Source organism: Methylobacterium organophilum (genome assembly GCF_022179465.1).
Lineage (GTDB): Bacteria > Pseudomonadota > Alphaproteobacteria > Rhizobiales > Beijerinckiaceae > Methylobacterium > Methylobacterium organophilum.
In genome coordinates this window covers 255,686-280,470 of record NZ_BPQV01000004.1, presented here as the reverse complement: position 1 = coordinate 280,470, position 24,785 = coordinate 255,686, and the positions used below count along the sequence as shown (strand labels likewise).

Genomic DNA, 24,785 nt, shown 5'->3' with positions numbered 1-24,785 from the left:
GGGGCGCGTGACGCCGCCCCGCGGGCCAGGCTCTTACGTTGCCCTCGCCGCCCGCGCCGCCGCGACGACCTCCTCCACCCGTCCGCTCTGGAGCAGCGGGACCCAGCGCGTCACCGTCTCGTGCGGAAACGCCCACCAGGCCGTCTCGACCAGGGCCGCCACCGTCGCCGGGTCGAAGCGCATCCGCACCACCCGGGCGGGGTTGCCGGCCACCACCGCATAGGCCGGCACGTCGCGGGTGACGACGGCCCGGGCCGCCACCACGGCGCCGTGGCCGATGGTGACGCCGGACAGGATCATGCAGCCCGAGCCGAGCCAGACGTCGTTCCCGATCGTCACGTCGCCCCGGGAGGCATGGTAATCCTCGGGCGCCTGCGCCTCCGGCCAGAGCCCGCGCATCGCCGCGAAGGGATAGGTCGAGACCCAGTCCAGGCGGTGGTCGCCGCCGAGCAGGATCTCGACCTTGTCGGCGATGGAACAATAGCGGCCGATCGTCAGGCGGCGCCCCGATTCGGGGAAACGCACCTTCGGACAGCCGTAAGAATAAGCGCCGATTGAGAAATTCCAGCGCTTGGCGAGTTTTTCGAGATGCCGCCGCGTCTCGTTGTGCGGGTTGCGCCCCCGCTTCAGGCGTTGCAACAGAGCCTTCAACGATGCGGGTCCCGCCTTGAGCGCAGGGCCGGCGCAGGCGCACGACCCGGAGAGGATGCCGAAGCGATGGCCGAAAACATGTCCGAGGACCTGAAATCCGGCGCGCTCGTCTACCACCGCCTGCCGAAGCCCGGGAAGCTCGAGATCCAGGCGACGAAGCCCCTGGGCAACCAGCGCGACCTCGCCCTCGCCTATTCCCCGGGGGTGGCCGCCGCCTGCATGGCGATCCACGACGACCCGCAGGAGGCCGCGACCCTCACCATCCGCCAGAACCTCGTCGCCGTGCTCTCGAACGGCACCGCGGTGCTCGGCCTCGGCGATATCGGCCCGCTGGCCTCGAAGCCGGTGATGGAGGGCAAGGCCGTCCTCTTCAAGAAGTTCGCCGGCATCGACGTGTTCGACATCGAGGTGAACGAGAAGGAGGTCGACAAGCTCGTCGACGTCGTCTGCGCCCTGGAGCCGACCTTCGGCGGCATCAACCTGGAGGACATCAAGGCCCCCGAGTGCTTCGAGGTGGAGGAGCGCTGCCGGGAGCGGATGAACATCCCGGTCTTCCACGACGACCAGCACGGCACGGCGATCATCGTGGCGGCGGCCGTCCTCAACGGCCTCGAGTTCGCGGGCAAGAAACTGGAGGACGCCAAGATCGTCACCTCCGGCGCGGGCGCGGCGGCGCTGGCCTGCCTCAACCTGCTCGTCTCCCTCGGCGCCCGGGTCGAGAACATCACCGTCACCGACATCAAGGGCGTGGTCTACAAGGGCCGGCCCGAGCTGATGGACCGCTGGAAGGACGTCTACGCCAAGGAGACCGAGGCGCGGACGCTGGCCGAGGTGATCCCCGGGGCCGACATCTTCATCGGCCTCTCGGCGGGCGGCGTGCTCAAGCCCGAATACCTGGAGAAGATGGCCGAGAAGCCGCTGATAATGGCGCTCGCCAACCCCTATCCGGAGATCATGCCGGATCTGGCCGAGAAGGCCCGCCCGGACGCGATGATCTGCACCGGGCGCTCGGATTTCCCGAACCAGGTCAACAACGTCCTCTGCTTCCCCTACATCTTCCGCGGCGCGCTCGATGTCGGCGCGAGCAAGATCAACGAGGAGATGAAGAAGGCGGCGGTGAAGGCGATCGCCGCGCTCGCCCGCGAGACGCCCTCGGACGTGGTCGCCCGCGCCTATGGCGGCGAGGCCCGGCCCTTCGGCCCCCGCTCGCTGATCCCGAGCCCGTTCGACCCGCGCCTGATCCTGCGCATCGCCCCCGCCGTGGCCAAGGCCGCGATGGAGTCCGGCGTCGCCGGGCGCCCGCTCGAGAACATCCAGGCCTATACCGAGTCGCTCGACCGCTTCGTGCACCGCTCCGGCTTCATCATGAAGCCGCTCTTCTCCAAGGCGAAGGAGGCCCCGAAGCGGGTCATCTACGCCGAGGGCGAGGACGAGCGCGTGCTGCGCGCGGCGCAGGTGGTGGTCGAGGACGGGGTGGCCAAGCCCATCCTGGTCGGCCGTCCCCGGGTGATCGAGACCCGGATCAAGCGCTTCGGCCTGTCCCTGCGCCAGGGCGAGCATTTCGACCTGATCGATCCCGAGGACGATCCCCGCTACCGCGCCTATGTCGCGACCTATCTCGAGGTCGCCGGCCGGCGCGGCATCACCCCGGATCTCGCCCGCACCCTGGTGCGCACCAACAACACGGTGATCGGCGCCCTGGCCGTGCGCCGCGGCGAGGCGGATGCCCTGATCTGCGGCCTGGAGGGCCGGTTCGAGACGCGCCTGCGGGTGATCCGCGACATCATCGGCCTGAGCCCGGGCGTGCTCGACTTCGCCGCGATGAGCCTGATCGTGACGAAGAAGGGCGCCTATTTCCTCGCCGACACCCATGTCCGCCCGAACCCCTCGGCGGAGGAGATCGCGGACGTGGCCGTCGCCTGCGCCGACCACGTCACCCGCTTCGGGCTGACGCCGAAGATCGCGCTGCTCAGCCACTCGGATTTCGGCCAGTCGGACAGCGAGTCGGCCCGCAAGATGCGCAGCGCCCTCGACCTGATCCGTACCCGCGCGCCCCAGCTCCAGGCGGAGGGCGAGATGCAGGCCGATTGTGCCCTGTCCGAGCTGATCCGCGACCGGGTGCTGCCGAATTCGAACCTGAAGGGAGCGGCCAACGTGCTGATCTTCCCCAACCTCGACTCGGCCAACATCTCCTTCCAGTTCGCCAAGGTGCTGGCCGATGCCCTGCCGGTCGGCCCGCTGCTGATCGGGCCGGCCAAGCCCGCCCACATCCTCACCCCCTCGGTGACGGCCCGCGGCATCGTCAACGTCACGGCGGCGGCGGTGGTGGAGGCCCAGGCGAGCGATACCGCCCTCCTGACCGACGCCGCCGAGCCGGGGGCGGGGCCGATCTCGGAGTAATCCGACGCTTCGGGGCGGGATCCGCGCAGACTCAGGCTTGCCGCTTGTGTGCGCCGCAATAAGCTGAGGTCCCGCCCTCGAAAAGCGAATCGGTCGATCATGCTTCGCGCAGGCTCCGCGTTCGGTAGGGATCCCGTCCTGGCGCCGGGCCGGCCGTGACCGGCGCCGCCTGGGCCTTCGCGGAGGCCGGCCCTGCCGCCCCCCTCGATGCGGACGACCTGCCGCGCGGCGTCCGCGAGAAACGCATCGGGCCCGACACCCTGCTCGTCCCGCCGGGCGGGACGGCGGGCAGCCCGGCCGGCGAGCTCCTGCCCGCCCTGTTCCAGCGGCCGCCGCCGGACAGCCTGCCGGCCCGCCTCGATTTCCGGGACACGAGCCCCCATCCCTGGCGGCGCTACGCGGCCCGCCTCCTCGACTTCAACCTCGCCGCGGTCTGTCTCCTGCTCCTGCTCCTGGCGGTGTCGGTGCTGCTCGGCCCCGATCGCTTCGCGGCGCTGAAGGCCTTCGCGGGCACGAAGGCCGGCGGCTTCCTCATCGGGTTCGCGGCGCTCGTTCTGACGATCCCGCTGAATGCCGAGCTCCTGGCCCGGTTCGGCGCGACGCCCGGCAAGGCGGTGCTCGGCCTCCGCGTGCTGCGGGACGGGCGGCGGATCGATCGCGGCACGGCCCTGCGCCGGGAGCTCTCCGTCGCGCTGCGGGGGCAGGCGGTCGGCCTGCCCGTCCTCGACGGGGTGGCCATGGCGCTGGCCTATCGGCGCCTGAAGAAGACGGGCCGCACGGCCTGGGACGAGGCCCAGGCCCTGACGGTGCATCACCGTCCGCGGGACTGGGCCATCGCGCTCTGGCTCGCCGTCATCCTTCCCCTCGCCCTCCTCCAGATCACGGCCCTGCTGCGATGACGAACGAAGGTGTCTGGTGGCGGATCGGGCCGGACGGGCACCCCGAGGGGCCTTTCCTCGCCGCGGAGATCCGGGCGCTGCTGCGCCGCGGCCGGATCTGGTGCGCGGATCCGGTCTGGTCGGCGCAGACCGGCGCCTGGGCGGCGCTCGAACGGACGCCGCTCCTCGACGGTGACCGCGCCACCCGGCCTCCCCTGCTCGCCCTGGCCGTCGCGGCCCTCGCCTTCGGCGCGATGGTCTTCGCGGGCTTGCAGATGGGCAGCCTCGTCGCCTTCGCCGAGGCCGTCGCGCCGGCCGCGACCTGGCTGCCGCGCGCGGCCCTGGTCGGCGAGGCCCTGGTGATCGTCGCGGTGGCCCTCGCCCTGTGCCGCCTCGGCCGCCTCTGCGCGGCGCGCCTGCGGGGCCGTCCGGGAGCGGCGCGGGCCCTCCGCCTGGGGACGGGCGTCGCCGTGATGTGCGCCGTCCTGCTGGGCGGCGGCCTGATCGGCGCGACCGCGCTGCTGCCGCAGGACGCCACCGCCTTCGGGGCGGAGGCCTACACGATCGAGACCGGGCCCGATCCGTCGCGGATCGTGGTCAGGGGCGTGATCGGCCGCGGCTTCGGCCGGGCGATGCGACAGGCCCTCGACCGGGCGCCCGACCCGGTGCGGATCGAGATCGACAGCCCCGGCGGCCTCGCCGGCGAGGCGCTGGAGGCGGCCCTCGCCATCGAGCAGCGCCCCGGCGCCACGGTGGTGGCGGGCGAGACCTGCGACAGCGGCTGCATCGTCGTGCTGATGGGCGGGACGCGCCGCCTGGCGCCGAAGGGGAGCACCCTCGGCTTCCATGCGCGCTCCGACATCCGGGCGCGGAGCGAGCGGCTGGTGCTGTTCGGCTACGATCTCGAGGCGGCGCTGATCGATGTGCCGACGGACGCCTTCCTGATCCGCCGCGGCGTCCCCGCCCAGATCATCGACATCGTCAACCGGCGGGGGACGCGCTTCGTGTACAGGGTCTCCAACGAAGTGCTCGTGCCCTTCGACGTGCTGACCGACCTCGTCGATCCGCCGCAGGAGTGAGGCCGCTTCCGGATGCGGGAAGCCGTCGCCGTGTATTCTCCTCGCCCCCTGCCCTGCCGGGCTCGAAGCGCCGACAGACCGGGCCGGATTGTCACGTCCGGTCGATGACTTGTCCCGCGTCCGGTCCATCATGCCTCACCGCCCGACGGGAGGCGGTGGGAACGGGGAACTGTCGATGACGAGGACGATCAGCCGTGGCGCCGCGGCGCTTGTGGCGCTCGCGCTGCTTCCGGGGCCGGCCCTGGCGGCGGGGGATGCGCGGCTCACCGGGCTGTGGAAGCTCGTCTCCTACGTCGTGGAGGTGAAGGAGACCGGCAAGACCGAACCGGTGATGGGCGAGCACCCGACCGGCTACGCCTATTTCACCCCGGAGGGCCGGGTGTTCTTCAATCTCACCGGCGAGGGCCGCAAGCCGGCCGGCGACGAGGCCGGGCGGGCGAAGCTCCTCGACACCATGGTCGCCTATACGGGCACCTTCACCACCGAGGGCGACAGCTGGACGGCCAAGCTCGACGTGGCCTGGAACCCGGCCTGGGTCGGCACCGCCCAGACCCGCCGCTTCACCCTCGACGGCAAGCGCCTGCGCGTGCTGACCCCCTGGCGGATCATGCCGAACTGGGCCCAGCACGGGGAGACCCGCAGCATCGTCACCCTGGAGCGGGCCGAGGGCGAGTGAGGCCGTTTCCGCTCGGACGCGAGCGAAACGGCAAGCCGGCGCGGCCCTTGAGCGAAGCCCCCTCCGCCCTCCCGAAGGGATCGACCGGAGGGGGATGGGGCTGCGCCCTCACGGCGCCGGCTCGATCGCCAGGAGGCCGGCGCCGATGGCGAGCCAGACGAGATGGGCGTCGGTGCGGGCGCCGATCTTGGCCTTGATGGCGTAATGGTAGTTCTGCACCGTCTTCTGGCTGAGGTTGAGCGCCCGGGCGATGCGGTCGCTGGTCTGGCCGGAGGCGACCAGGCGCAGGATCTCGACCTCCCGGGGGCCGAGGTCGCGGATCGCGTCGTAGCCGCTCGACAGGCGGTCGGCGGCGATCTCGCGGGCGATGTCCTCGCTGAGCGCCCGTCCGCCGCGGGCGACGGTGCCCACCGCCCGCACCAGCTCGGAGGGTGCGCTGCTCTTGGTCACGTAGCCGGAGGCGCCGGCCTCGAAGGCCTTGAGGGCGAAGGCCGCGCCGCCATGCATGCTGAAGACGAGGATGCGGGCCTGCGGGTCCCATTGCCGGATGTGGCGCAGGGCCTCGATCCCGCTCGGGCCGGGCATGGCGATGTCCATGACGACGAGGTCGGGCTTGGCCGCCTTGTAGGCGCGGTAGGCGCCGGCCGCGTCCTCGGCCTCCGCCACCACCCGATAGCCGGGCTGGCGCTCCAGGAGCAGGCGGTAGCCCTCGCGCACCACCGGATGGTCGTCGACGAGGAGGATCGCGAGGCTCATCGCTCCGGCCTCACGCGGCGGCGACCTGGGGCACCAGCCGGGGGCCGGCCAGTGGGATGATGGCGGCGATGCGCAGGCCGCGCTCGGCCCGGCCGATGGCGAGCGAGCCGCCGAGCGCCGCGATGCGCTCGCGGATGCCGAGGATGCCGTGGCCGCCCCCGCCCTCGACCCGGGCCGGGTCGCCGCCGCCCTCGTCCTCGACGGTGAGGCGGATCTGGGGCAGGCCCTGGCCCGCATGCTCCACCCGCAGCCGCACCTCCGCCGGGCGCCCGTCCGCCCGCGGCCGGCCGTGGCGGGCGGCGTTGGTCAGGCATTCCTGGGCGATGCGGTAGACGCTCAGGGCCGCCTGCGCCGGCACCGCGCCGAGATTGCCGGCCACGTCCAGGCGGTAGACCGAGCGCTTGGCGTCGCGGGCGTTCCAGCCGGCGACGAGCTGGGCGAGGCTCGCCTCCAGGCCGAGCTCGTCGAGATCCTGGCTGCGCAGCCGGGCCAGTGCCTCCTTCAGGCTGCCCATCATCCGTGCGGTGACCCGGGAGATCGAGCGGGCCTGGGCGGCGAGGTCCGGCCGCCCTTCCTCGGCGCCCGCCTCGATCGCCGCGGCCAGCGCCGCGCTGGCGGTGAGGCATTGACCGAACTCGTCGTGCAGATCGCGGGCGAGCGCCCGGCGCTCCTCCTCCTGCACCTGGAACAGGCGCTTGGTCAGCGCCGCCCGCTCGGCCGTGGTGCGGGCCAGCCGCTCGGCGAGGTCCTCCACGGCGCGGGCGATGTGCCGGAACTCCTCCCCGGCGAAGCGCGGCAGGCGCGCGGCGTAATCCCCCGTCTCCAGCCGGCGCAGGGCCCGCACGATGGTCCGGGCCGGCATCACCGCCTGCCCGATCAGGAGCGCGGCGAGCAGCGCGATGCCCGCCGCCATGGCGCCGGCGAGGCCGACCACGATGCGCACCTGCCCCCAGACCTGGCGCAGGGCGGCGTCCCGGTCCGGCGCGGCGCTGACCGTGCCGGACCGGCGCTGGCGCACGGTGAGCGGCAGGCTCACCGCGGGATGCGCGCCGAAGGCGGCGCCGTAGAGGGTGGCGAACCAGTCCGGCGGCGCCGCGCCGAGGCCCTCGACCTGGCTGCACAGGGGAGCGGGGTCGCGGCCCTGAACCGCGAAGGTGACGCAGATGCCCGGGGAGACGACCCGCAGGGTCGAGACCGTCTGCCAGTCCGGCCGCGGCAGGATCGTGCGGCGGTCGAGCCCGTCGCGCCAGAGCAGGTCGCGCCAGTAGAGATTGGCGAGGTCGCGGGTCACCCGCGCGGCGGAGGCCTGAGTCTCCGCCCGGATGCCCCGGTCCGCCTCGTAGACGATCCAGCCGATCGCGCAGGCGAGGCAGAGCAGCACCACGCCGACGAGGCGCAGGATCAGGTGGGCGAGCAGGCGCATCGGCGCGGTCCTCCCGGTCTCTTTCGGGGAAGTTGGAGCCGGGCCGTGCGGGCTTGGCAAGCGCCGATCGCGGCGCTCGGGCAAATTGCCCGGCCTCTTCCGGGCGCGCTGCCCGTGCGGGGGCCGCGCGCGCCGCCGATCCTCCCCGGTCTCGACACCGTGAGGAGACCGCCGATGCCCGCCCGCCTGCCCGGATTCCTCCGGCTCTGGTTCGCCCTCGACGTGGTGCTGGCGCTGGCCCCGCCCCTGCACTGGCGCCTGAACGGGGCCGCCCCCGTCCTCGGCCTGCCGCCGGTGCTCGCCTATCTCTGGGGCACGAGCCTGTTCATCGCCGCGAGCACGGTCGCCGCCTATCTCGCCGAGCGGCGGGAGGCCTGAGCATGGGTCTCCTCGTCACCTACGGTGCCCTGGCGCTGTTCTTCGCCCTGGTCGTGCTGATCCTGCAGCGCTCCTACGTCGCCGACCGGGACTTTTCCGATTTCACCGTGGCCGGCCGCTCCTTCGGCGGCTTCTTCCAGGCCATGGCCTTCTTCAACACCTACCAGCCGGGCACGGTCTTCCTCGGCGCCTTCGGCTTCATCGTCGGCAGCGGCGTGGTCGGCCTCGGCGTCTCGACGCTGCTCGCCCCGGTGGTGATGTATCTGATGGCCGCCCGGGTCTGGACCTGGGGCGCGACCCACGACCTCAAGACCCAGCCCGACCTGATGGCCCTGCGCTACCGCTCGCGCGGCATCCGCGTCGTCGCCGCGCTGATCGGCGTGCTCGGGCTGTTCCCCTGGATGGTGCTCGGCATGCAGTCCCTGGGGGCGGTGTTCCACGCCCTGTCCCTCGGGTATCTCGGCTTCACCGCCGCCGTGGTGCTCGGGGTCGTGGTGATGTCGGTGCGCCAGGTCTGGACGATCCGCATGGGCATGCGCGGCATCGTCATTTCCGACGTCTTCCAGGGCGCGGTGGCCTATCTCGCCGGCAGCGCCCTGATGATCGGGCTGATCGCCTGGCTCTTCGCCACCGGCGCCTCCCTCGACGCGCTGCCCGCCGAGAAGCTCGCCCTGCCGGATCTGGGCACGGACCAGCCGCTGCTGTTCTTCTCCCTGACCCTGCTGCCGCTCCTCTGCTCCCTGTGCTGGCCGGACCTGTTCATCCGGCTCTATACCGGTTCGGGCATCGAGGCGGTGAAGCGCTCCTCGGCCTATTGCGCGCCCCTCGCCCTGGTCTTCGTGACGAGCCTCGGCTTCCTGGCTCTGCTCGCCTCGACCCGCCCGGACGTGCTGGCGAGCCCGGAGACCGCCTGGTTCACCCTCAACCGCGCGGCCGGCGGCGTGCCCCTGCTGGCCTTCGCCGGCGTCGTGGTCTTCGCCGCCTCCATGGGCAATATCGACGCCACCGTGCAGTCGATGGGCGCGCAGATCGCCAACGACGTGGTCGCCCCCTACCGGGCCTTGAGCGAGCGCGGGCTGGTGCGCGTCTCGCAAGGGGCGATGGCGGCGATCACCGGGATCTCGGCGCTGATCGCCTGCCTGCCCCTGCCCTCCCTGTTCTCGATCGCCCTGTTCGCGTTCCAGGTGATGGTGCAGATCGCAGTGCCGCTCTATCTCGGCATCTTCTCCCGCCTCGGCAGCGCGGCGGGGGCACTCGCCGGCATGGTCGCGGGCATCGTCACGGTCGCCCTGCTGCAGGGGCTCTATCCGGTCGGCATCCCCTGGGCCTACGGGCTGACCTCCGGCTTCGTCGGGCTCGTCGTCAATCTCGCGATCTATCTCGCGGCGGCGCTCTGGCTGCCGAACGACCGGGCGGAGCGGGCGCGGCTCGATGCCCTGTTCGCGACGGCCTCGCCAGCGTCACGCCTGCCGGAGGCGATGCCCGTTGCGGAAACCGCCTGAGACGCGACAGCCCCCGGATCCGGGATCCGGGGGCCGCGCGAAGCGTGACGGGGCGTGAGGCGGGGCGCTCTCAGGCGTGGAGCCTGCGCACCGTGCCCAGGAAGCCGCCGAAGAAGGCGGCCAGCGCGCCGAGCACCAGGGCGAGGGCGGCGTAGAGGGCGCCCTGCGCGGCGGCGCGGCGGGTCTCCTCGGCCGTGGTCTTGGCCTTCTGCTTGGCGTCGGCCAGGGCCTGCGCGTACTGCTTCTCGTAGGTCTGGATCTGGGTCTTGGCCTGATCGACCGGGATGTTCTGGGCCTTGGCGAGGGCGTCGGCGGCCCGGTCCTCGGCCTGCTGCTTCTGGGCCTGGTCGCCGGTGAGCAGGGCGCGGATGGCGCTCACCGCAGCGTCGCGGGCGGCCTGCGGATCCTGGCCGGCGGCCTGCTGGCGCACCTGCTGCTCGATGCTCTCGATCGGGTTCGAGATCTTGGACAGGGAGGGGGCCGCGGCCTGGGCCGCCGTCTGCACCGTGCCGCCGACCGCCTGGCCGGCTCCGCCCAGCACGCTGCCGAGGGTGCCGAAGGCGCCGCCGACGAGGCCGCTCAAGGCCGAGGTCAGGAGGTAGAGCACGAAGAGCGTCGTCACCGCCCAGGAGACCAGGCCGTGATAGGCCGCGGTCGAGGCCGAGGGGCGGCCGGAGAGGCGCCCGGCCAGGTAGCCGCCGATCAGCGCCGCGACGATGCCCGAGCCGACCCACCAGCCCGCCGCCGCGAGGGAGGCGGTGCCGGCGCTCGGATTGCCGCCGCCGTCCACGTCGAGGGCGGACAGGCCGAGCCCGACGCCGGCGAGGTTGATGACGATCTGCGCGACGAGGGCCGTGGCCGCGCCGGCGAAGATGGCTCCCCAGGAGACCGAATGCATCAGGGGCAGGCGCGTCTCCGCGGCCGGGGCGAGGGGTGTTGAGACAGCCAAAGAACGAACTCCCAGTCGGATCGTCAGGACCGGGCGGCCGGAGGGGCGGGATCGCGCCCCCGGAGCGCCCGAATGCCGGCGGCCGGGAGCGTGGGGCCCCGGGCCGAGCATTGTGCGCTCGCTGAACGCGCGATCTTGCAATTCGTTCTGAGAGAAATGCGCGAAGCTGTTCGAATTTTCGGATTATTCAAAATCATCCGGCGGGGCGGCGGGGCTGCCCCCGCCGGTCACGCGATGTCGACGCGTCCGTCCAGGCCGACCACGCGGCCGAGGCCCCGCACCCGGTTGAGCAGGCGCTCGCCGGAGAGGGCGCGCCATTCCGCGGGCAGGCGCAGGACCACCTTGCCGTCCTCGATCGTCAGCTGGATGCGGCTCAGGGTCCCCTCCATCCCGGCGGAGATCGGGAAGGCGACCCGCAGGAGGCCGCCGATCAGCCGCGCCCGCTCGAACAGGCGGGGGCCGGCCATGGCGCGCAGGGTCGCGCTCGCCTTTTCCGGGGCGATGCCCTCGTGCCGGAAGAAGCCGGACAGGGCGAGATAGGCCCGGCCCGGATGGTCGATGCCGGTGAAGGTGGCGTTGGCGATGACGTTGAGCCCCTGCTCGCCCCGGTAATCGGGATGGGCGCGCCAGCTGATGTCCGAGAGCAGGCAGGCGGCGTGGCGCAGGCGGCGCTCGTCGGCGGTCTCCGGCCCGTCGAGGGTGGCGACGAAGGCGTCGGTCCAGGCCCGCAGCTCCTCGCCGTGGCCCGGGGAGCGCGCGCGCTGGCGGTTCAGCTCCTGCGCGGAGACGATCAGGGTGTCGAGGGCGCGGGCATCCCGGTCGAGCCGCTCGTAGAGCAGGCCCTCGCGCACGCCGGTGGCCGAGATCGCCACCTCCCGCGGGCGCCCGGCCCGGATGATCTCCTCCAGCACCACGGCGCCGTAGGCGAGCAGCGGCCGGCGCGCCTCGGAGATGGCGTCCACGTCCTGGAGCTGGGCGGCATCGACCCGCTCGACGATCTCCAGGAAGCTCAACTCGTCCGAGGGCTCGACGCTGTAGCCGTGCATGACGTGGAGCGGATAGCCGCGGGCGGCCATGTGCAGCCGGGCCAGCGCCCGCCAGGTGCCGCCCACCGCGTAGAAGGAGCGCCCGCGCAGGGTCTCGAGCTGCGGCTCGGCCTTCTTCAGGTTCTCGCGGACGATCTTGGTGGCCTTCTTGAGGGAGCCGCCGGAGAGGTCCTGCAGGGCGAGGCCGCCGAGCGGCATCGTCACCCCCTGCCCCACCGTGGCGCCGCGCACGTCGACGAGCTCCAGGGAGCCGCCGCCCATATCGCCCACCACCCCGTCCGGGGCGTGGAAGCCGGAGACGACGCCGAGGGCCGAGAGCTCGGCCTCGCGCCGGCCGGAGAGCAGCTCGATGGGGCAGCCGATCGCGGCCTCCGCCGCCTCGATGAAGGCGGGCCCGTTCTCCGCGTCGCGGGCGGCGGCGGTGGCGAGCACGAAGAGCTGTCCGACCTTCATCGTGTCGCACAGCACCCGGAAGCGGGCCAGCGCCGCGAGCGCCCGCTTCACCGCCTCCCCGTTCAGGCGGCCCGTCGAGAGCACGTTGCGGCCCAGGCCGCACAGCACTTTCTCGTTGTAGAGCGGGGCGGGGGCCCGCGTGAGCCCGTCATAGGCGACGAGGCGGACCGAGTTGGAACCGATATCGACAATCGCGACGGGAGCGATGCGCAAGGCGGCCGGCTCTTCGGAAAGATGGGCGAGGGCGAGGTGGGGGCGGGTCTGTCCCATGGGCATGGCCTAGCCGAGGAGGGGGCCGCAGGGCAGGCGGGGGTCACGCCTGCGGGTCGCGTCGGCTGCCATGGTCCGCCTCGCCGTTGGATCAGGCGCGCTGCGCACGGCGGCTGAGCGCGCGGGGGCTCGACTTCTTCGACGACTTGCCGCGCCCGGACAGGCTCGGATTCGTCATGAAGTACTTGTGCGCGTTGAACGGCTCTTCGCCCTCGGCGGGGATGATCCGTTCGCTGGCGCCCGACGCCAGTACACGCCAGCTCTGCCGGTTGTCGAGGAGATTGGCGAGCATGATCTGGTCGAGCACCTGCTGGTGCACGGTCGGATTGAGGATCGGCAGCAGCGCCTCGACGCGCCGGTCGAGGTTGCGGCTCATCAGGTCGGCGGAGGAGATGTAGACGATGGCCTTGGGGTGGGGCAGGCCGGCGCCGTTGCCGAAGGCGTAGATGCGCCCGTGCTCCAGGAAGCGCCCGACGATCGACTTCACCCGGATCGTCTCCGACAGGCCGGGGATGCCGGGCCGGAGGCAGCAGATGCCGCGCACCACGCAGTCGATCTGCACGCCCTCCGCGCTGGCATCGTAGAGCGCGTCGATGATCTGCGGGTCGACCAGCGAGTTGCACTTGATCCAGATCGCCGCCGGCCGCCCGGCCCGGGCATGCAGGATCTCGTCCTCGATATGCTGCAGCAGCTTCGCCTTCAGGGTGAGCGGCGAGACCGACATGCGCTCGAGCTCGGCCGGCTCGGCGTAGCCGGTGATGAAGTTGAAGATGCGCGACACGTCCCGGGCGATGGCCGGGTCGGCGGTGAAGAAGGACAGGTCCGTGTAGATGCGCGCGGTGATCGGGTGATAGTTGCCCGTGCCCACGTGGCAGTAGGTGACGAGACGGTCGCCCTCGCGGCGCACCACCATCGACAGCTTGGCGTGGGTCTTCAGCTCGACGAAGCCGAACACCACCTGCGCGCCCGCCTTCTCGAGGTTGCGCGCCCAGCGAATATTGGCCTCCTCGTCGAAGCGGGCCTTCAGCTCGACGAGGGCGGTGACCGACTTGCCGGCCTCCGCGGCCTCGGCCAAAGCCGCCACGATCGGCGAGTTGGAGGAGGTGCGGTAGAGCGTCTGCTTGATCGCGACCACGTTCGGGTCGCGGGCGGCCTGGGCCAGGAACTGCACCACCGAGTCGAAGGACTCGTAGGGGTGGTGGACGATGAAGTCCTTCTGGCGGATCGCCGCGAAGACGTCGCCGCCGGATTCGCGGATGCGCTCGGGGAAGCGCGGGTTGTAGGGCTTGAACTTGAGGTCGGCCCGGTCGATCCCGACGATCTGGGAGAGCTCGTTGAGCGCGAGCATGCCCTCCACCAGGAAGACCGCGTCGGCGGCGATCTCCAGCTCGTCGATCACGAAGGCGCGCAGCTCCTCCGCCATGCCCGCCTCGATCTCCAGGCGGATGACGACGCCGCGCCGGCGCCGCTTCAGGGCGGATTCGAAATGCAGGACGAGGTCCTCGGCCTCCTCCTCGATCTCGAGATCGGAATCGCGCACGACGCGGAAGGCGCCCTGCCCCTTCACCGTGTAGCCGGGGAAGAGCCGGCCGACGAACTTCACGATCACCTGCTCGATGGCGAGGAAGCGGGCGGTGGGGTCGCCCTCCACCTCCGGAAGGCGCACGAAGCGCTCCAGCAGGGCCGGCAGGCGGATCAGCGCCCGCAGGGTGCGCCCGTCCCGGGGCCGCGACAGCATCAGCGCGACGGTCGAGCCGAGATTCGGGATGAAGGGGAAGGGATGGGCCGGGTCGATGGCCAGCGGGGTCAGCACCGGCAGCACGTGCTGCAGGAAGTAGTCGTCGAGCCAGGCGGCATGGGCCTCGGAGAGGTCGTTCGGATCGACGAGCTCGATGCCGGCGCCCTGCAGGTCGACGCGCAGGCTGCGCCAGCGCTCCTGCTGGTCGAGGGCCAGGCGGGAGACCTCGCTGGCGATGCGGGCGAGCTGCTCGGAGGGGGAGAGGCCGTCCTGGGAGGGCACGGTCAGCCCGGCCCGGACCTGGTCGTGCAGGCCGGCCACGCGCACCATGAAGAACTCGTCGAGATTGTTCGCCGAGATCGAGAGGAAGCGCAGCTGCTCGAGCAGCGGGTGATTCGGGTTGGAGGCCTCCTCCAGCACCCGGCGGTTGAACTGGAGCCAGGACAATTCGCGGTTCACGAAGCGCTCGGGCGAGTGGCGCAGATGGCGCCCCGCCTCGATCACCGGCTCGCGGGCGGCCTCCCCGGCGGTGCCGCGCTCCGACGCGGCGGGGGCGGGCTCGGCGGCCTTCTCGGCGGCGAGGATGCGCGCGGCACGGGCCGTGCGGGCGCGGGCGGTCTCGCTGCGCACGCCACGCTCGGTGGCGAGGCTCGTCTCCTCGACCTCGGCGGTCTCCCTCTCGTTCAAGGGCGCATCCGCTTCCGTGTCCTGCAACGCCGATCCTCCAGTCTTCCGCCTGCGGGGGCGGCTCCCTAGCACAGGCGCCGCCGTGCCGTTTGACGTTTTCGTGACGGTGTTCCCTGTTCGTAAACCTCCGCCCGGCGCGGCGGGTCGGGGCTTACTCTCCGTCATCGGGATCCTCGTCGGCGGCGACCGCGCCGGGGAGCCGGGCGAGCACGTCGAGGGCCAGGGGCCGGGTGATGCGGCGGCGGCGCTGCAGGGCGTCCCGGTCGAGCTCGGCCACCACCTCCCGGGCGCGGGCGAGGGAACGGTCGATCCGCAGGGCGAGGGCATCGATCACGCGCAGGTCGACCACGAGCTGGCGGTCGACGAAGAGCTTCACGATCACCGCCCGCAGCAGCGCGTCGTCGGGGGGCAGGATGCTGGCGCCGGGGGCGAGCCGCAGTCGCGAGCGCAGATCCGGCACCTGCAGGCCGAAGCCGTCCACGGGGCCGCCCGCGGTGAGCAGCACCGGGCAGCGCCGCTCCCGGGCGAGGTTGAGCAGATGGAACAGGGCGGCCTCGTCGCGGCCCTCCGGCCGGTCCACATCCTCGATCACCAGGGCGCCGTTGGAGATCAGATGCGTGACCCGGCCCGCGCTCACCTCCGCGGCGGTGACCGTCCAGGCCCGGGCGCGGCTCGCCCAGATCGAGGCGAGATGGCTCTTGCCGCTGCCGGGCGGGCCGGAGAGCAGGAACACGGTGTCGGGCCAGTCGGGCCAGGCCTCGATCAGGCCATAGGCGACCTCGTTCGAGGGGCTGACCAGGAAATCCTCCCGGCCGTAGCGGGGATCGAGGGGCAGCTCGAAGGCGAGCTGCTTCGGGAGGGCGATTTCGCGCATGGGCGAATCATACATCCCGGGCGGTGAAGATTTCGAGCCCGCCGAGCCGCGCGTTCCGCGCAATTCACCCGTACCCCCTGATCGGTGCCAAGCTTGCGGTCCGATGCGTTGACAGACGCCGGGAGAGCGAAAGATTCAGAAATCTTCCCGTCTGGAGTGTGCGATTGGCCGGCGACGACCTTCGATACGGGCTGCTCGTGGGGGCCGCCGTCGCCGCAACGCTCGCCGCCTGGTTCCTGCTCCCGGTCGAGGAGTGGTTCCGGGCCTTCGGCCACTGGGCCCGGGGGCTCGGGCCCCTCGGGCCGGCGGTCTATGCCGGCCTCTTCGTGGCCGCGACCCTGCTCGTGATCCCCTGCACGCCGCTGACCATCGCCGGGGCCCTGGCCTTCGGCTGGTGGGCGCTGCCGATCACGCTCGCTTCGGCCACCCTCGCCTCCTGGCTCGCCTTCGTGGCGGGGCGCCACCTCTTCCGCGAGCGGGTGCGCCGCCTGGTGGCGCGCAAGCCGGCGCTGCGCGCCACCCTCGAGGCGGTGGGGGACGGCGACTGGCGGCTCCTCACCCTGATGCGGCTCAGCCCCTTCGTGCCCTTCAACGCGCAGAACTACGCGCTCGGTGCGACCGGGATCACGACGGGGGCCTATCTCGTCTCCACCATGGTGGGGATGCTGCCGGGCACCGTGGTCTGCGTCTATCTCGGCGTGATCGGCCGCGCCGCCGGCAGCGACGAGCCGACCCACTGGCTGATGCTCGGCCTCGGGCTCGCGGCCACGGTCGCGGCGGTGGTGCTGACCCGGCGGCGGGTCCAGGCCAAGCTGCGGGCCCGGGCGATCGGGGCGCGGGCATGAGGATGGAGCGCGACCTCTTCGCCGAAGGGCCGGCCGGGCCGAGCGGGATCCTGCGGCCCGGCGAGACCTGCTGGCGCATGGCGCGGGCCGGGCGGGTCGCCCTGCTCCATGACGGGGCGGCCTATTTCCGGGCCGCCCGCGCGGCGATGCTGCGGGCGCGCGCCTCCATCACCCTGATCGGCTGGAGCCTCGATCCGCGGGTGCGCCTGACGCCCGACGCGGCGGGCGCGGCCGGGCAGGAGACCCTGGCGGCCTTCCTGCAGGGCCTGAAGGCCGCGCGGCCGGAGCTGGCGATCCGCCTGCTGATCTGGCGGATGCCCTGGGCCTTCTCCCTCGGCAACGAGATGAAGCCGGACCGGATCCGCGCCCTGCTCGGCCCCGGCATCGACTACCGGCCCGATGCGAGCCTGCCCTTCGGCGCCTGCCAGCACCAGAAGATCCTGCTGATCGACGACCGGCTCGCCTTCTGCGGCGGCAGCGACTTCGAGGCCAACCGCTGGGACACGCCGGCCCATCGCGACCGCGACGCCCGCCGGCGCCTGCCCAGCGGCGAGGGCTATCCGCCCCGGCACGACGTGATGATGGCGGTGGACGGGCCGGCCGCCCGGCTGCTCGCCGCCCTCGCCCGGCAGCGCTGGCAGGAGGGCACCGGCGAGGTCCTGGCCCCGGCCGCGCCGCCGCCCGGCCCGGAGGACGATCCCTGGCCGGAGGGGCTCGCCCCGGCCCTGGAGGATGTCGCGGTCGCCGTGGCGCGCACCGTGCCGGCGCGCGGCGGGGGCCCGGCCCTCCTCGAGAGCGCGGCGCTCTACCAGGCGGCGATCGCCGCCGCCCGGCGGGTGATCTATCTCGAGAACCAGTACTTCACGGCGCCGGCCATCGGCGCGGCGCTGGCCGCGCGGCTCGCCGAGCCGGACGGGCCGGAGGTGGTCGTCGTCGTCTCCGAGCACAGCCCCAACGCCTTCGACCGGCTCACCATGGACAGCGCCCGCCGCGGCCTGATCCTGCGCCTGCGCCGGGCCGACCGCTTCGACCGCCTGCGCATCGTCTCGCCGCACACCGCCCGGTCCCGGCCGATCCTGATGCATTCCAAGGTCGCGATCTTCGACGACCGGATCCTGCGCGTCGGCTCGACCAACCTGAACAACCGCTCCCTGGGCTACGACACCGAATGCGACCTCGCCCTCGAGATCCCGGAGGGCGCGGCGCGGATCACGCAGGTGCTGCACGGCCTGCTCGCCCATCATGCGGGCCTGGAGCGCGAGGTCTTCTCCGCCGCCGTCGCCGCGCGGGGCAGCCTGAGGCAGGTGCTCGACGACCGCCTCGCGGCCGCGCCCGGGCGGCTCTGCCGGGTGGTCCCCTCCCGGCGCGGGCCGCTGGCGCGCTTCGTCGAGGGCTGGCATCTCGGCGATCCCGTCGGGGCCGCCGATGCCTGGCGGCCCTGGCGCCGCCCGCAGGCCCTGCGCCGGGCGCCGGATTAGGCTCTCCCCGTCAGACGGGGGCCACCGGGCCCGCCTCCCCGCGCACCCGAGCGGGCCCAAGCCCGACCTGGCCGCGCTCGTCTCCGGCCCGTCAGGCGGCCTGACCGCCGGAGGCCGTCACCGTCCCGCCCGCCGCCGCCGCGGCGGCGGGGCGCGCCGAGGCGGGGACGCGGATCTCCGCCAGGAGCGGCAGGTGGTCGGAGGCCCGGCGCGGCCCCCGCCCCCGCAGCACCCGCACCCGTCCCACGCCGAGGCCGCCGCCCACGAAGACGTGGTCGATCCGCAGGATCGGGCAGCGGCTCGGGAAGGTCGCCTCCCCGCGGTTGCCGGCAAGGCGCCCGGCATCGTCGAGCCGGCCGGTCAGGCGGCGATAGGCCCGCGACCAGCGCGTCGCGTTGAAGTCGCCGAGCAGCACGGTCGGCCCCCGGCAGGCGGGCGCGCCGAGCCAGTCCGGCCCGAGGAGTTCCTCGGCCTGGGCGATCCGCTCGCCGCCGAGCAGGCCGAGATGGGTGGTGAGCACCTGCACCGGGCCGGCCGCGGTGGCGATCTCGATCCAGAGCGCCCCCCGCGGCTCCAGGCCGGGCCGCCGGTGCAGCCCCGGCAGCGCCCCCGCCCGCACGAGGCGCGAGGGCAAGGCGGTCAGGATCGCGTCGCCGTAGCGCTCCTCCTCCACATGCAGGGCCGGGTGGAAATGGTGCGTCATCCGCAGGATGCGGGCGAGGGTCTCGGCCTGGTCGTGCCCGCCGGTGCGGGCCCGGCCGACATCGACCTCCTGCAGGGCCACCACGTCGGGTCTCGCGTCGGCGATCACCGCCGCGACCCGGTCGGGATCGACCCGGCCATCCGTGCCCCGGCAATGGCGGATGTTGTAGGTGAGGAGCCGCAGGCCGGTCGTCCCCGGCCCCGTCACACCTCGCGCTCCGGCAGCAGCACCGGCGAGTCCCCCTCGAGATAGAGCCGGCTCTGCAGGTAGCGCTCCACGCCGAAGCGCACGATCACGCCGATCGAGGCGGCGATGGGCACGGCGATCAGCAGGCCGAGGAAGCCGAACAGGGAGCCGAAGGCGAGCAGGGCGAACATCAGCCAGACCGGGTGCAGGCCGACCGAATCGCCCACCAGCTTGGGCGAGATGATGTTGCCCTCGAGGAACTGGCCGACCACGAAGACGCCGAAGGTGAGCCCGATCTGCAGCCAGTCGCCGCTGGGCCACCATTGCACCAGGGCGACGCCGATGGAGAGCAGGAAGCCGGTCAGGGTGCCGACATAGGGGATGAAGGTGAGGAAGCCCGCGATCATCCCGATCAGCACGCCGAAATTCAGCCCGACGAAGAACAGGCCCACCGCGTAGAAGCTGCCGAGGATGAGGCAGACCAGGGTCTGCCCGCGCACGAAGCCCGTCACCGCCCCGTCGATCTCGCCCGCGAGCCGGCGCACGGTCGGGCGGTGGCGCGGCGGCACCCAGCGGTCGAGGGCCGCGATCATCCGGTCCCAGTCGTGCAGCAGGTAGAAGGCGACGACCGGCGTCACCACCAGCAGCGAGGCGATCGAGATCAGGGTCTGGCTGCCCGACCAGACCGATTTCAGGAAGGCCAGGAACCAAGTGCCCCCCTGCCCCACCAGGGTGCCCACCGAGGATTGCAGCTCGCTGACCACGTCGCTGCCGCCGATCCTCTGGAGGAGCGGCCCGGCCCGCTCGACCAGGATGCCCTGGAGCTTCGACACCATCCCCGGCAGGGCGTTGACCAGCCCGGCGATCTGGCCCGCGACAAGGGGCACCACGATGATGAGGAGCACCACGAAGCCGACGACGAAGGCGGCCAGGATCAGCAGCGTGGCGGCGAGCCGCCCGAGGCCGAGGCGCTCCAGCCGGTCGGCCAGGGGATCGAGCAGATAGGCCAGGGCGAGCCCCGCCGCGAAGGGCAGGATGACCTCGCGCAGGGCATAGAGCAGGAAGACGAGGACCGCGAGGACCGAGAGCCCGATGATTGCCCGCCCGCGCATCGAGTCCCCTTCTGCCGCCGTCCGTCGCGGGGGAGAGTGGGAAGCGCGGGGGCGCCGGTCAAGGCACCGGCCGCGCTTCGCAGGGAGGCAGCTCTGGAGGTGGGGCCGGCCCGACGGTGGCGCTTTCCGCGGGAATCTTCGTCGCGCGCGGCGGATGAGGCCGTGGCCCGGCGCGGGAGGTGGTGGTCATTCCGGCCGCGATGTGGCAGCGGAAGGCGCAGGATCGACGACAGCCGGACAATGGGACAGTGATGACGGCGCAGGACGGGACGGGGCTGACCTACGCGCAGGCGGGCGTCGACATCGATGCCGGCAACGCGATGGTCGAGACGATCAAGCCGCTGGTGCGGTCCACGCGCCGGCCGGGCGCGGATGCGGAGATCGGCGGCTTCGGCGGCCTGTTCGACCTCAAGGCGGCGGGCTTCAAGGACCCGATCCTGGTCGCCGCCAATGACGGCGTCGGCACCAAGGTGAAGATCGCCATCCTGACCGGGCGCCACGACACGATCGGCATCGACCTCGTGGCGATGTGCGTGAACGACATCATCGTCCAGGGCGCCGAGCCCCTGTTCTTCCTCGACTATTACGCGACGGCCAAGCTGGTGCCGGGCGTCGGCGCCGACATCGTGCGCGGCATCGCCGAGGGCTGCCGGCAGGCGGGCTGCGCCCTGATCGGCGGCGAGACCGCGGAGATGCCCGGCCTCTACGACGGCGCCGATTACGACCTCGCCGGCTTCGCCGTCGGCGCGGCCGAGCGCGGCACGCTGCTGCCGCGGCCGGGCATCGCCCCGGGCGACGTGGCGATCGGCCTGCCCTCCTCCGGCGTGCATTCGAACGGCTTCTCGCTGGTGCGCCGCATCGTCGAGCGCGCCGGGCTCGGCTACGACGCCCCCGCCCCCTTTGCCCCGGGCAAGAGCCTCGGCGAGGCCCTGCTCGCCCCGACCCGGATCTACGTGAAACCGCTGCTCGCCGCCCTGAAGCAGGCGGGCGGCATCAAGGCGCTGGCCCACATCACCGGCGGCGGCTTCCCCGACAACCTGCCCCGGGTCCTGCCCGAGGGCGTCGGCATCGAGGTCGATCTCGACGCGGTCGCCGTGCCGCCGGTCTTCGGCTGGCTCGCCCGCGAGGGCGGCGTGGCGGAGGCGGAGATGCTGCGCACCTTCAACTGCGGCATCGGCATGGTCGTGGTGGCCGATGCCGACGCGGCGGAGGCGGTCTGCGACGCCCTCGCCGCCGCCGGCGAGGCGCCGGTGCGGCTCGGCCGGATCACCCCCCGCGGGGCCCAGCCCGTCACCTTCACCGGGTCCCTCGCCCTGTGAGCGCCGCCCCGGGCCGGCCCCTGCGCGTCGCGATCCTGATCTCGGGGCGCGGCTCCAACATGGTCTCGCTGATCGAGGCCGCGGCGGCGCCGGATTTTCCCGTCGAGATCGTGCTGGTGCTGTCGAACCGGCCCGAGGCCGGGGGGCTCGACCGGGCGCGGCAGGCCGGCCTGCCGGCCCGCGCCCTCGACCACCGGGCCTATGGCAGCCGCGCCGCCTTCGACGCGGCGCTGGATGCGGCATTGCGGGCGGCGCAGGTCGATCTGGTCTGCCTCGCCGGCTTCATGCGCATCCTGACCGACGGCTTCGTCGAGGCCTGGGCGGGCCGGATGATCAACATCCACCCCTCCCTGCTGCCGCTGTTCCGCGGCACCCACACCCACGAGCAGGCGCTCGCCGCCGGGGTGCGGCTGCATGGCTGCACGGTGCATTACGTGGTGCCGGAGCTCGATGCGGGGCCGATCATCGCGCAGGCCGCGGTGCCGGTGCTGCCGGGGGACGATGCCGACGCCCTGGCCGGCCGGATCCTGGTGCAGGAGCACCGGCTCTATCCCGCCGCCCTGCGTCTCATCGCCGAGGGCAAGGTGCGCCTCGACGGGGGGCGTGTGGTGTTCTCGGACGGCACGAAGGGCGCCGAGGGCGCCCTCCTCTCGCTCTGATCCGGCCGCGCCGGGCGCCTCGGGCGCCGGCGCGGCCCTGTTCCCGTGATCAGACCGGACGCGGCAGCTTGCAGGCGTCGAGCGCCTCGTAGGCCTTCGCGGTGGCGGTGTCGTTGAAGTAGCCGGTGCTGCGGTAGGCGGCGATCTCCGCCGGGGTCATCGCGCGCACGGTCTGCTTGGCGTAGCAGCCGCAGGGGGCGGCGAGGGCGGCCGGCTCGACCTTCTGCTGGCGGCCCTGGACGATGGTGCAGGCGTTCTGCACGCGGGCGACCAGGTTGCTCTTCGGCGCGGTCTTCAGCGCCGGATCCGGCGTGTAGCCTTCGAGGGAGGCGTTCGCGGTCGGGACCGACTTGCCGGCATTGCAGGCGGCGAGCAGGGAGAGGAGGCCGGCGCCGAGGAGGAGCCGGGCTGTGCGCGGAAGGCTGGAGCGCATGGGGGTGATTTGTCCGCAAAGGAGATTCGGAAACGAACCTTCCTTCGGGCCGCGGTGAGTCCGGCGCAATGGCGCCGGAGACACACCGATTCAGCGAATGCGGGCGGCCCGTCGCCGGACCGCCGCGCGGGCCGGATCAGCCGGCGATGTCGGCATCCGTGAAGAACTGGGCGATCTCGATCTGCGCGTTCTCGGCGCTGTCCGAGCCGTGCACGGTGTTCTCGCCGACGGATTCCGCGAAGAGCTTGCGGATGGTGCCCTCGGCGGCCTGGGCCGGGTTCGTCGCGCCCATCACCTCACGGTACTTGGCCACGGCGTTCTCGCCCTCGAGCACCTGCACCACGACCGGGCCGGAGGTCATGAACTCCACGAGCTCGCCGAAGAACGGGCGCTCCTTGTGGACCTCGTAGAACTTCTCCGCCTGCGCGCGGCTCATGCGGATGCGGCGCTGGCCGACGATGCGCAGGCCCGCCTTCTCGATGACCGCGTTGACCGCGCCCGTCAGGTTCCGCCGGGTGGCGTCGGGCTTGAGGATGGAGAAGGTGCGCTCGGTCGCCATGATCGTCCCGACTTTTTTCTGAAGAGATGGAGAGAGCCGAAAACGGCTGTCGCGGCGGGCTTATAGCGGCGCGATCCCGCCGCCTCAACCGGCCGGGCGGAAGCGGTGCCATGGCTTCTGCGCCACACTGCCGAAAATTCGCCCGATTGCGGCGATGTCCTGTGCGCGACGACACGACGACGCGCCTGCCCCCCTTCCCGCACCGCCTGCCCCCAGGCCGAGCCAAGGAGACTCCGTTATGCGTTTCGCCCGCCTCCCCGTGCTGTTCTCCGTGCTGGCCGCCTCGCTCGGCACCACCGCCGCCGTCGCGGCGCCGAAGGATCCGAGCGGCACCTGGCTCACCGAGGACGGTCGCGCGAAGATCCGCATCGACCGCTGCGGCCCGAACGCGGCCCATGCCTGCGGCAAGGTGGTGTGGCTGAAGTCGCCGAATTCCCCCGCCGGCACGCCGCGCACCGACATCAAGAATCCCGACCCGACGAAGCGCGGCCGCCCGGTGATCGGGCTCACGCTCCTCGACAAGCTCGCCCCCGAGGACGAGAAGTTCTCCGGCGAGATCTACAACGCCGAGGAAGGCAAGATGTACCAGGTCAGCCTGGAGCGCGAGAGCGAGGCCGAGCTCAGCGTCCAGGGCTGCCTGCTCAAGGTCCTGTGCGGCTCGCAGACCTGGACCCGGGTGCCGGACGTGAACCAGCAGGCGGCGATGGTGCCGGCCTCCGAAGCCCCCGCTTCCGCCGCTCCGAAGCCGGCCAAGGCCGCCCCGAAGCCGGCTTCGGCGCCCAAGGCGGCCTCCGCCGTCCCGGAGCCGTGAGAAAAGGAGCCCGAAACGAAGGGAGGCGCGCCGTTTCCGGTGCGCCCCAAGTCGCTGCCTCACCTTGATGGGGGTTCAGGCCCGAGGGAGATAGCTTAACCGTCGGAGGCGGCAAGGGGGCTGGCGTCGGGTTCTCCCCCCGCCCGGCCCCGACGGCCTCCGGCGCCTGTGGATGGCCCCTGCCCTCTGGCGTCGGGATCGCGCAAGCGCCACAACGGGACGCCCTGTCGGTCCCGCTTGGACACCCCGTTGGACATCACGCCCGAGATCCTGCTGAAGGCCTATGCCGCGGGCATCTTCCCGATGGCGGAGGATGCGGACGACCCGACCATCTACTGGGTCGAGCCGCGGGCCCGGGGCGTGCTGCCCCTCGACCGTTTCCACGTGCCGCGCCGCCTCGCCCGCACCGTGCGCTCCGACGTGTTCGAGGTGGTCTCCGATCGCGACTTCGAGGCGGTGATCGACGGCTGCGCCGCCCCGCGCCGCGACACCGCCCGGACCTGGATCAACGGCCGCATCCGGGCGCTCTACGGGGCCCTGTTCGATCTCGGCCATTGCCACACCGTCGAGGTCTATGCCGGCGGCCGGTTGGTGGGCGGCCTCTACGGCGTCTCGCTGGGCGCCGCCTTCTTCGGCGAGAGCATGTTCCACGAGGCGCGGGATGCCTCGAAGGTCGCCCTCGTGCATCTCGTCGCCCGGCTGCGCGCCGGCGGCTACCGCCTCGCCGACACCCAGTTCCTCACCGACCATCTCAGCCAGTTCGGCGTCGAGGAGGTGCCGCGCCACGTCTACAAGCGCCGCCTCGCCGAGGCGATCGCCCGGCCGGCGCGCTGGACGGTCTGGCCGCCCGCCACGCCCGTGGCCGGCGCGGCGATCCTCGCCGCCCTGGGGCCGGAGACGGCCACGCAGGCGTGAGGCCG

The 24,785-nt window shown here is 72.6% G+C and carries 23 protein-coding genes; 12 read left to right on the top strand and 11 right to left on the bottom strand.

Translation table 11 applies throughout. The features are described 5' to 3' along the window. Positions 1-33 precede the first annotated feature (33 nt). The gene (locus tag MFF21_RS08755; RefSeq protein WP_238310758.1) at positions 34-639 is read right to left on the bottom strand and encodes a CatB-related O-acetyltransferase; all 606 of its coding nucleotides are present in this window, start codon (positions 637-639) and stop codon (positions 34-36) included. A gap of 78 nt (positions 640-717) precedes the next feature. Here MFF21_RS08755 and MFF21_RS08750 point away from each other — a divergent pair, with 78 nt between their 5' ends. From MFF21_RS08750 to MFF21_RS08735, 4 genes are all read left to right on the top strand, one after another. Continuing rightward, a complete protein-coding gene (locus MFF21_RS08750) occupies positions 718-3,051 on the top strand; it encodes an NADP-dependent malic enzyme (RefSeq protein WP_238310757.1) in 2,334 nt (777 codons plus the stop codon). Positions 3,052-3,206: 155 nt separating this feature from the next. Beyond that, positions 3,207-3,950 (top strand): RDD family protein, encoded by a 744-nt coding sequence (locus MFF21_RS08745; protein WP_238310756.1) that lies wholly within the window; start codon positions 3,207-3,209, stop codon positions 3,948-3,950. Then, complete coding sequence (locus tag MFF21_RS08740) at positions 3,947-5,008, top strand: hypothetical protein (protein ID WP_238310755.1); 1,062 nt, start codon at positions 3,947-3,949, stop codon at positions 5,006-5,008. The genes MFF21_RS08745 and MFF21_RS08740 overlap by 4 nt, the downstream gene beginning before the upstream one ends. A 175-nt stretch (positions 5,009-5,183) precedes the next feature. Further along, positions 5,184-5,684 (top strand): lipocalin-like domain-containing protein, encoded by a 501-nt coding sequence (locus MFF21_RS08735; protein WP_238310754.1) that lies wholly within the window; start codon positions 5,184-5,186, stop codon positions 5,682-5,684. A gap of 108 nt (positions 5,685-5,792) precedes the next feature. Here MFF21_RS08735 and MFF21_RS08730 read toward each other — a convergent pair whose 3' ends face one another. Next, positions 5,793-6,440 (bottom strand): response regulator, encoded by a 648-nt coding sequence (locus MFF21_RS08730; RefSeq protein WP_238310753.1) that lies wholly within the window; start codon positions 6,438-6,440, stop codon positions 5,793-5,795. A gap of 10 nt (positions 6,441-6,450) precedes the next feature. Further along, positions 6,451-7,863, bottom strand: coding sequence for a sensor histidine kinase (locus tag MFF21_RS08725; RefSeq protein ID WP_238310752.1), 1,413 nt, complete (start codon positions 7,861-7,863; stop codon positions 6,451-6,453). A 174-nt stretch (positions 7,864-8,037) separates the two neighbouring features. Here MFF21_RS08725 and MFF21_RS08720 point away from each other — a divergent pair, with 174 nt between their 5' ends. Together MFF21_RS08720 and MFF21_RS08715 are read left to right on the top strand one after the other, a co-directional pair. Next, a complete protein-coding gene (locus MFF21_RS08720) occupies positions 8,038-8,241 on the top strand; it encodes a hypothetical protein (RefSeq protein WP_238310751.1) in 204 nt (67 codons plus the stop codon). 2 nt (positions 8,242-8,243) lie between these two features. Further along, a complete protein-coding gene (locus MFF21_RS08715; protein ID WP_238310750.1) occupies positions 8,244-9,743 on the top strand; it encodes a sodium:solute symporter family protein in 1,500 nt (499 codons plus the stop codon). Positions 9,744-9,813: 70 nt separating this feature from the next. Here the strand turns inward: MFF21_RS08715 and MFF21_RS08710 are convergent, their stop codons facing one another. The 4 genes from MFF21_RS08710 to MFF21_RS08695 all read right to left on the bottom strand — a co-directional run bounded on the left by MFF21_RS08710 (position 9,814) and on the right by MFF21_RS08695 (position 15,760). After that, a complete protein-coding gene (locus tag MFF21_RS08710; RefSeq protein ID WP_238310749.1) occupies positions 9,814-10,692 on the bottom strand; it encodes a PhnA-like protein in 879 nt (292 codons plus the stop codon). Positions 10,693-10,919: 227 nt separating this feature from the next. Further along, a complete protein-coding gene (ppx, locus tag MFF21_RS08705; protein WP_238310748.1) occupies positions 10,920-12,461 on the bottom strand; it encodes an exopolyphosphatase in 1,542 nt (513 codons plus the stop codon). Between the two features lie 91 nt (positions 12,462-12,552). Further along, complete coding sequence (locus MFF21_RS08700) at positions 12,553-14,913, bottom strand: RNA degradosome polyphosphate kinase (protein ID WP_444543580.1); 2,361 nt, start codon at positions 14,911-14,913, stop codon at positions 12,553-12,555. 124 nt (positions 14,914-15,037) lie between these two features. Beyond that, a complete protein-coding gene (locus tag MFF21_RS08695) occupies positions 15,038-15,760 on the bottom strand; it encodes a P-loop NTPase family protein (RefSeq protein ID WP_238310746.1) in 723 nt (240 codons plus the stop codon). 191 nt (positions 15,761-15,951) lie between these two features. Between MFF21_RS08695 and MFF21_RS08690 the strand changes: the two genes are divergently transcribed. Together MFF21_RS08690 and MFF21_RS08685 are read left to right on the top strand one after the other, a co-directional pair. Next, positions 15,952-16,605, top strand: coding sequence for a TVP38/TMEM64 family protein (locus tag MFF21_RS08690; protein ID WP_373324973.1), 654 nt, complete (start codon positions 15,952-15,954; stop codon positions 16,603-16,605). A gap of 2 nt (positions 16,606-16,607) precedes the next feature. Further along, positions 16,608-18,083: a phospholipase D-like domain-containing protein gene (locus tag MFF21_RS08685; RefSeq protein WP_238310744.1), complete on the top strand. Its 1,476-nt coding sequence runs from the start codon at positions 16,608-16,610 to the stop codon at positions 18,081-18,083. Between the two features lie 91 nt (positions 18,084-18,174). Here the strand turns inward: MFF21_RS08685 and MFF21_RS08680 are convergent, their stop codons facing one another. Further along, positions 18,175-18,993: an endonuclease/exonuclease/phosphatase family protein gene (locus MFF21_RS08680; protein ID WP_238310743.1), complete on the bottom strand. Its 819-nt coding sequence runs from the start codon at positions 18,991-18,993 to the stop codon at positions 18,175-18,177. Next, positions 18,990-20,084: an AI-2E family transporter gene (locus MFF21_RS08675; RefSeq protein ID WP_238310742.1), complete on the bottom strand. Its 1,095-nt coding sequence runs from the start codon at positions 20,082-20,084 to the stop codon at positions 18,990-18,992. Before MFF21_RS08675 ends, MFF21_RS08680 begins: the two co-directional genes overlap by 4 nt. Positions 20,085-20,335: 251 nt before the next feature. Here MFF21_RS08675 and purM point away from each other — a divergent pair, with 251 nt between their 5' ends. After that, positions 20,336-21,403 carry a phosphoribosylformylglycinamidine cyclo-ligase gene (purM, locus tag MFF21_RS08670; protein ID WP_238310741.1) on the top strand — a complete coding sequence of 356 codons (1,068 nt, stop codon included), beginning with the start codon at positions 20,336-20,338 and terminating at the stop codon, positions 21,401-21,403. Beyond that, positions 21,400-22,062 carry a phosphoribosylglycinamide formyltransferase gene (gene purN, locus MFF21_RS08665; protein ID WP_283206514.1) on the top strand — a complete coding sequence of 221 codons (663 nt, stop codon included), beginning with the start codon at positions 21,400-21,402 and terminating at the stop codon, positions 22,060-22,062. The genes purM and purN overlap by 4 nt, the downstream gene beginning before the upstream one ends. 49 nt (positions 22,063-22,111) lie before the next feature. Here the strand turns inward: purN and MFF21_RS08660 are convergent, their stop codons facing one another. Then, positions 22,112-22,495, bottom strand: a complete 384-nt coding sequence (locus MFF21_RS08660; RefSeq protein WP_238310740.1) for a hypothetical protein — start codon at positions 22,493-22,495, stop codon at positions 22,112-22,114. Between the two features lie 136 nt (positions 22,496-22,631). Further along, positions 22,632-23,054: a nucleoside-diphosphate kinase gene (gene ndk / locus MFF21_RS08655; protein ID WP_238310739.1), complete on the bottom strand. Its 423-nt coding sequence runs from the start codon at positions 23,052-23,054 to the stop codon at positions 22,632-22,634. Positions 23,055-23,292: 238 nt separating this feature from the next. On the opposite strand from ndk, the gene MFF21_RS08650 reads away from it, so the two are divergent. Beyond that, positions 23,293-23,865 carry a DUF2147 domain-containing protein gene (locus MFF21_RS08650; protein WP_238310738.1) on the top strand — a complete coding sequence of 191 codons (573 nt, stop codon included), beginning with the start codon at positions 23,293-23,295 and terminating at the stop codon, positions 23,863-23,865. A gap of 249 nt (positions 23,866-24,114) precedes the next feature. Then, entirely contained in the window at positions 24,115-24,780 is a 666-nt protein-coding gene (gene aat / locus MFF21_RS08645) for a leucyl/phenylalanyl-tRNA--protein transferase (protein ID WP_283206513.1), read from the top strand. Positions 24,781-24,785 lie beyond the last annotated feature (5 nt).

Bases quoted from the DNA above. Each gene is read 5' to 3' on its own strand.
- purM (WP_238310741.1), top strand. From the start codon at position 20,336: ATGACGGCGCAGGACGGGACGGGGCTGACCTACGCGCAGGCGGGCGTC.
- ndk (WP_238310739.1), bottom strand. From the start codon at position 23,054: ATGGCGACCGAGCGCACCTTCTCCATCCTCAAGCCCGACGCCACCCGG.
- MFF21_RS08660 (WP_238310740.1), bottom strand. From the start codon at position 22,495: ATGCGCTCCAGCCTTCCGCGCACAGCCCGGCTCCTCCTCGGCGCCGGC.
- MFF21_RS08650 (WP_238310738.1), top strand. From the start codon at position 23,293: ATGCGTTTCGCCCGCCTCCCCGTGCTGTTCTCCGTGCTGGCCGCCTCG.
- MFF21_RS08695 (WP_238310746.1), bottom strand. From the start codon at position 15,760: ATGCGCGAAATCGCCCTCCCGAAGCAGCTCGCCTTCGAGCTGCCCCTC.
- MFF21_RS08715 (WP_238310750.1), top strand. From the start codon at position 8,244: ATGGGTCTCCTCGTCACCTACGGTGCCCTGGCGCTGTTCTTCGCCCTG.
- MFF21_RS08685 (WP_238310744.1), top strand. From the start codon at position 16,608: ATGGAGCGCGACCTCTTCGCCGAAGGGCCGGCCGGGCCGAGCGGGATC.
- MFF21_RS08675 (WP_238310742.1), bottom strand. From the start codon at position 20,084: ATGCGCGGGCGGGCAATCATCGGGCTCTCGGTCCTCGCGGTCCTCGTC.
- MFF21_RS08725 (WP_238310752.1), bottom strand. From the start codon at position 7,863: ATGCGCCTGCTCGCCCACCTGATCCTGCGCCTCGTCGGCGTGGTGCTG.
- MFF21_RS08735 (WP_238310754.1), top strand. From the start codon at position 5,184: ATGACGAGGACGATCAGCCGTGGCGCCGCGGCGCTTGTGGCGCTCGCG.
- MFF21_RS08750 (WP_238310757.1), top strand. From the start codon at position 718: ATGGCCGAAAACATGTCCGAGGACCTGAAATCCGGCGCGCTCGTCTAC.
- MFF21_RS08740 (WP_238310755.1), top strand. From the start codon at position 3,947: ATGACGAACGAAGGTGTCTGGTGGCGGATCGGGCCGGACGGGCACCCC.
- MFF21_RS08720 (WP_238310751.1), top strand. From the start codon at position 8,038: ATGCCCGCCCGCCTGCCCGGATTCCTCCGGCTCTGGTTCGCCCTCGAC.
- ppx (WP_238310748.1), bottom strand. From the start codon at position 12,461: ATGGGACAGACCCGCCCCCACCTCGCCCTCGCCCATCTTTCCGAAGAG.
- MFF21_RS08730 (WP_238310753.1), bottom strand. From the start codon at position 6,440: ATGAGCCTCGCGATCCTCCTCGTCGACGACCATCCGGTGGTGCGCGAG.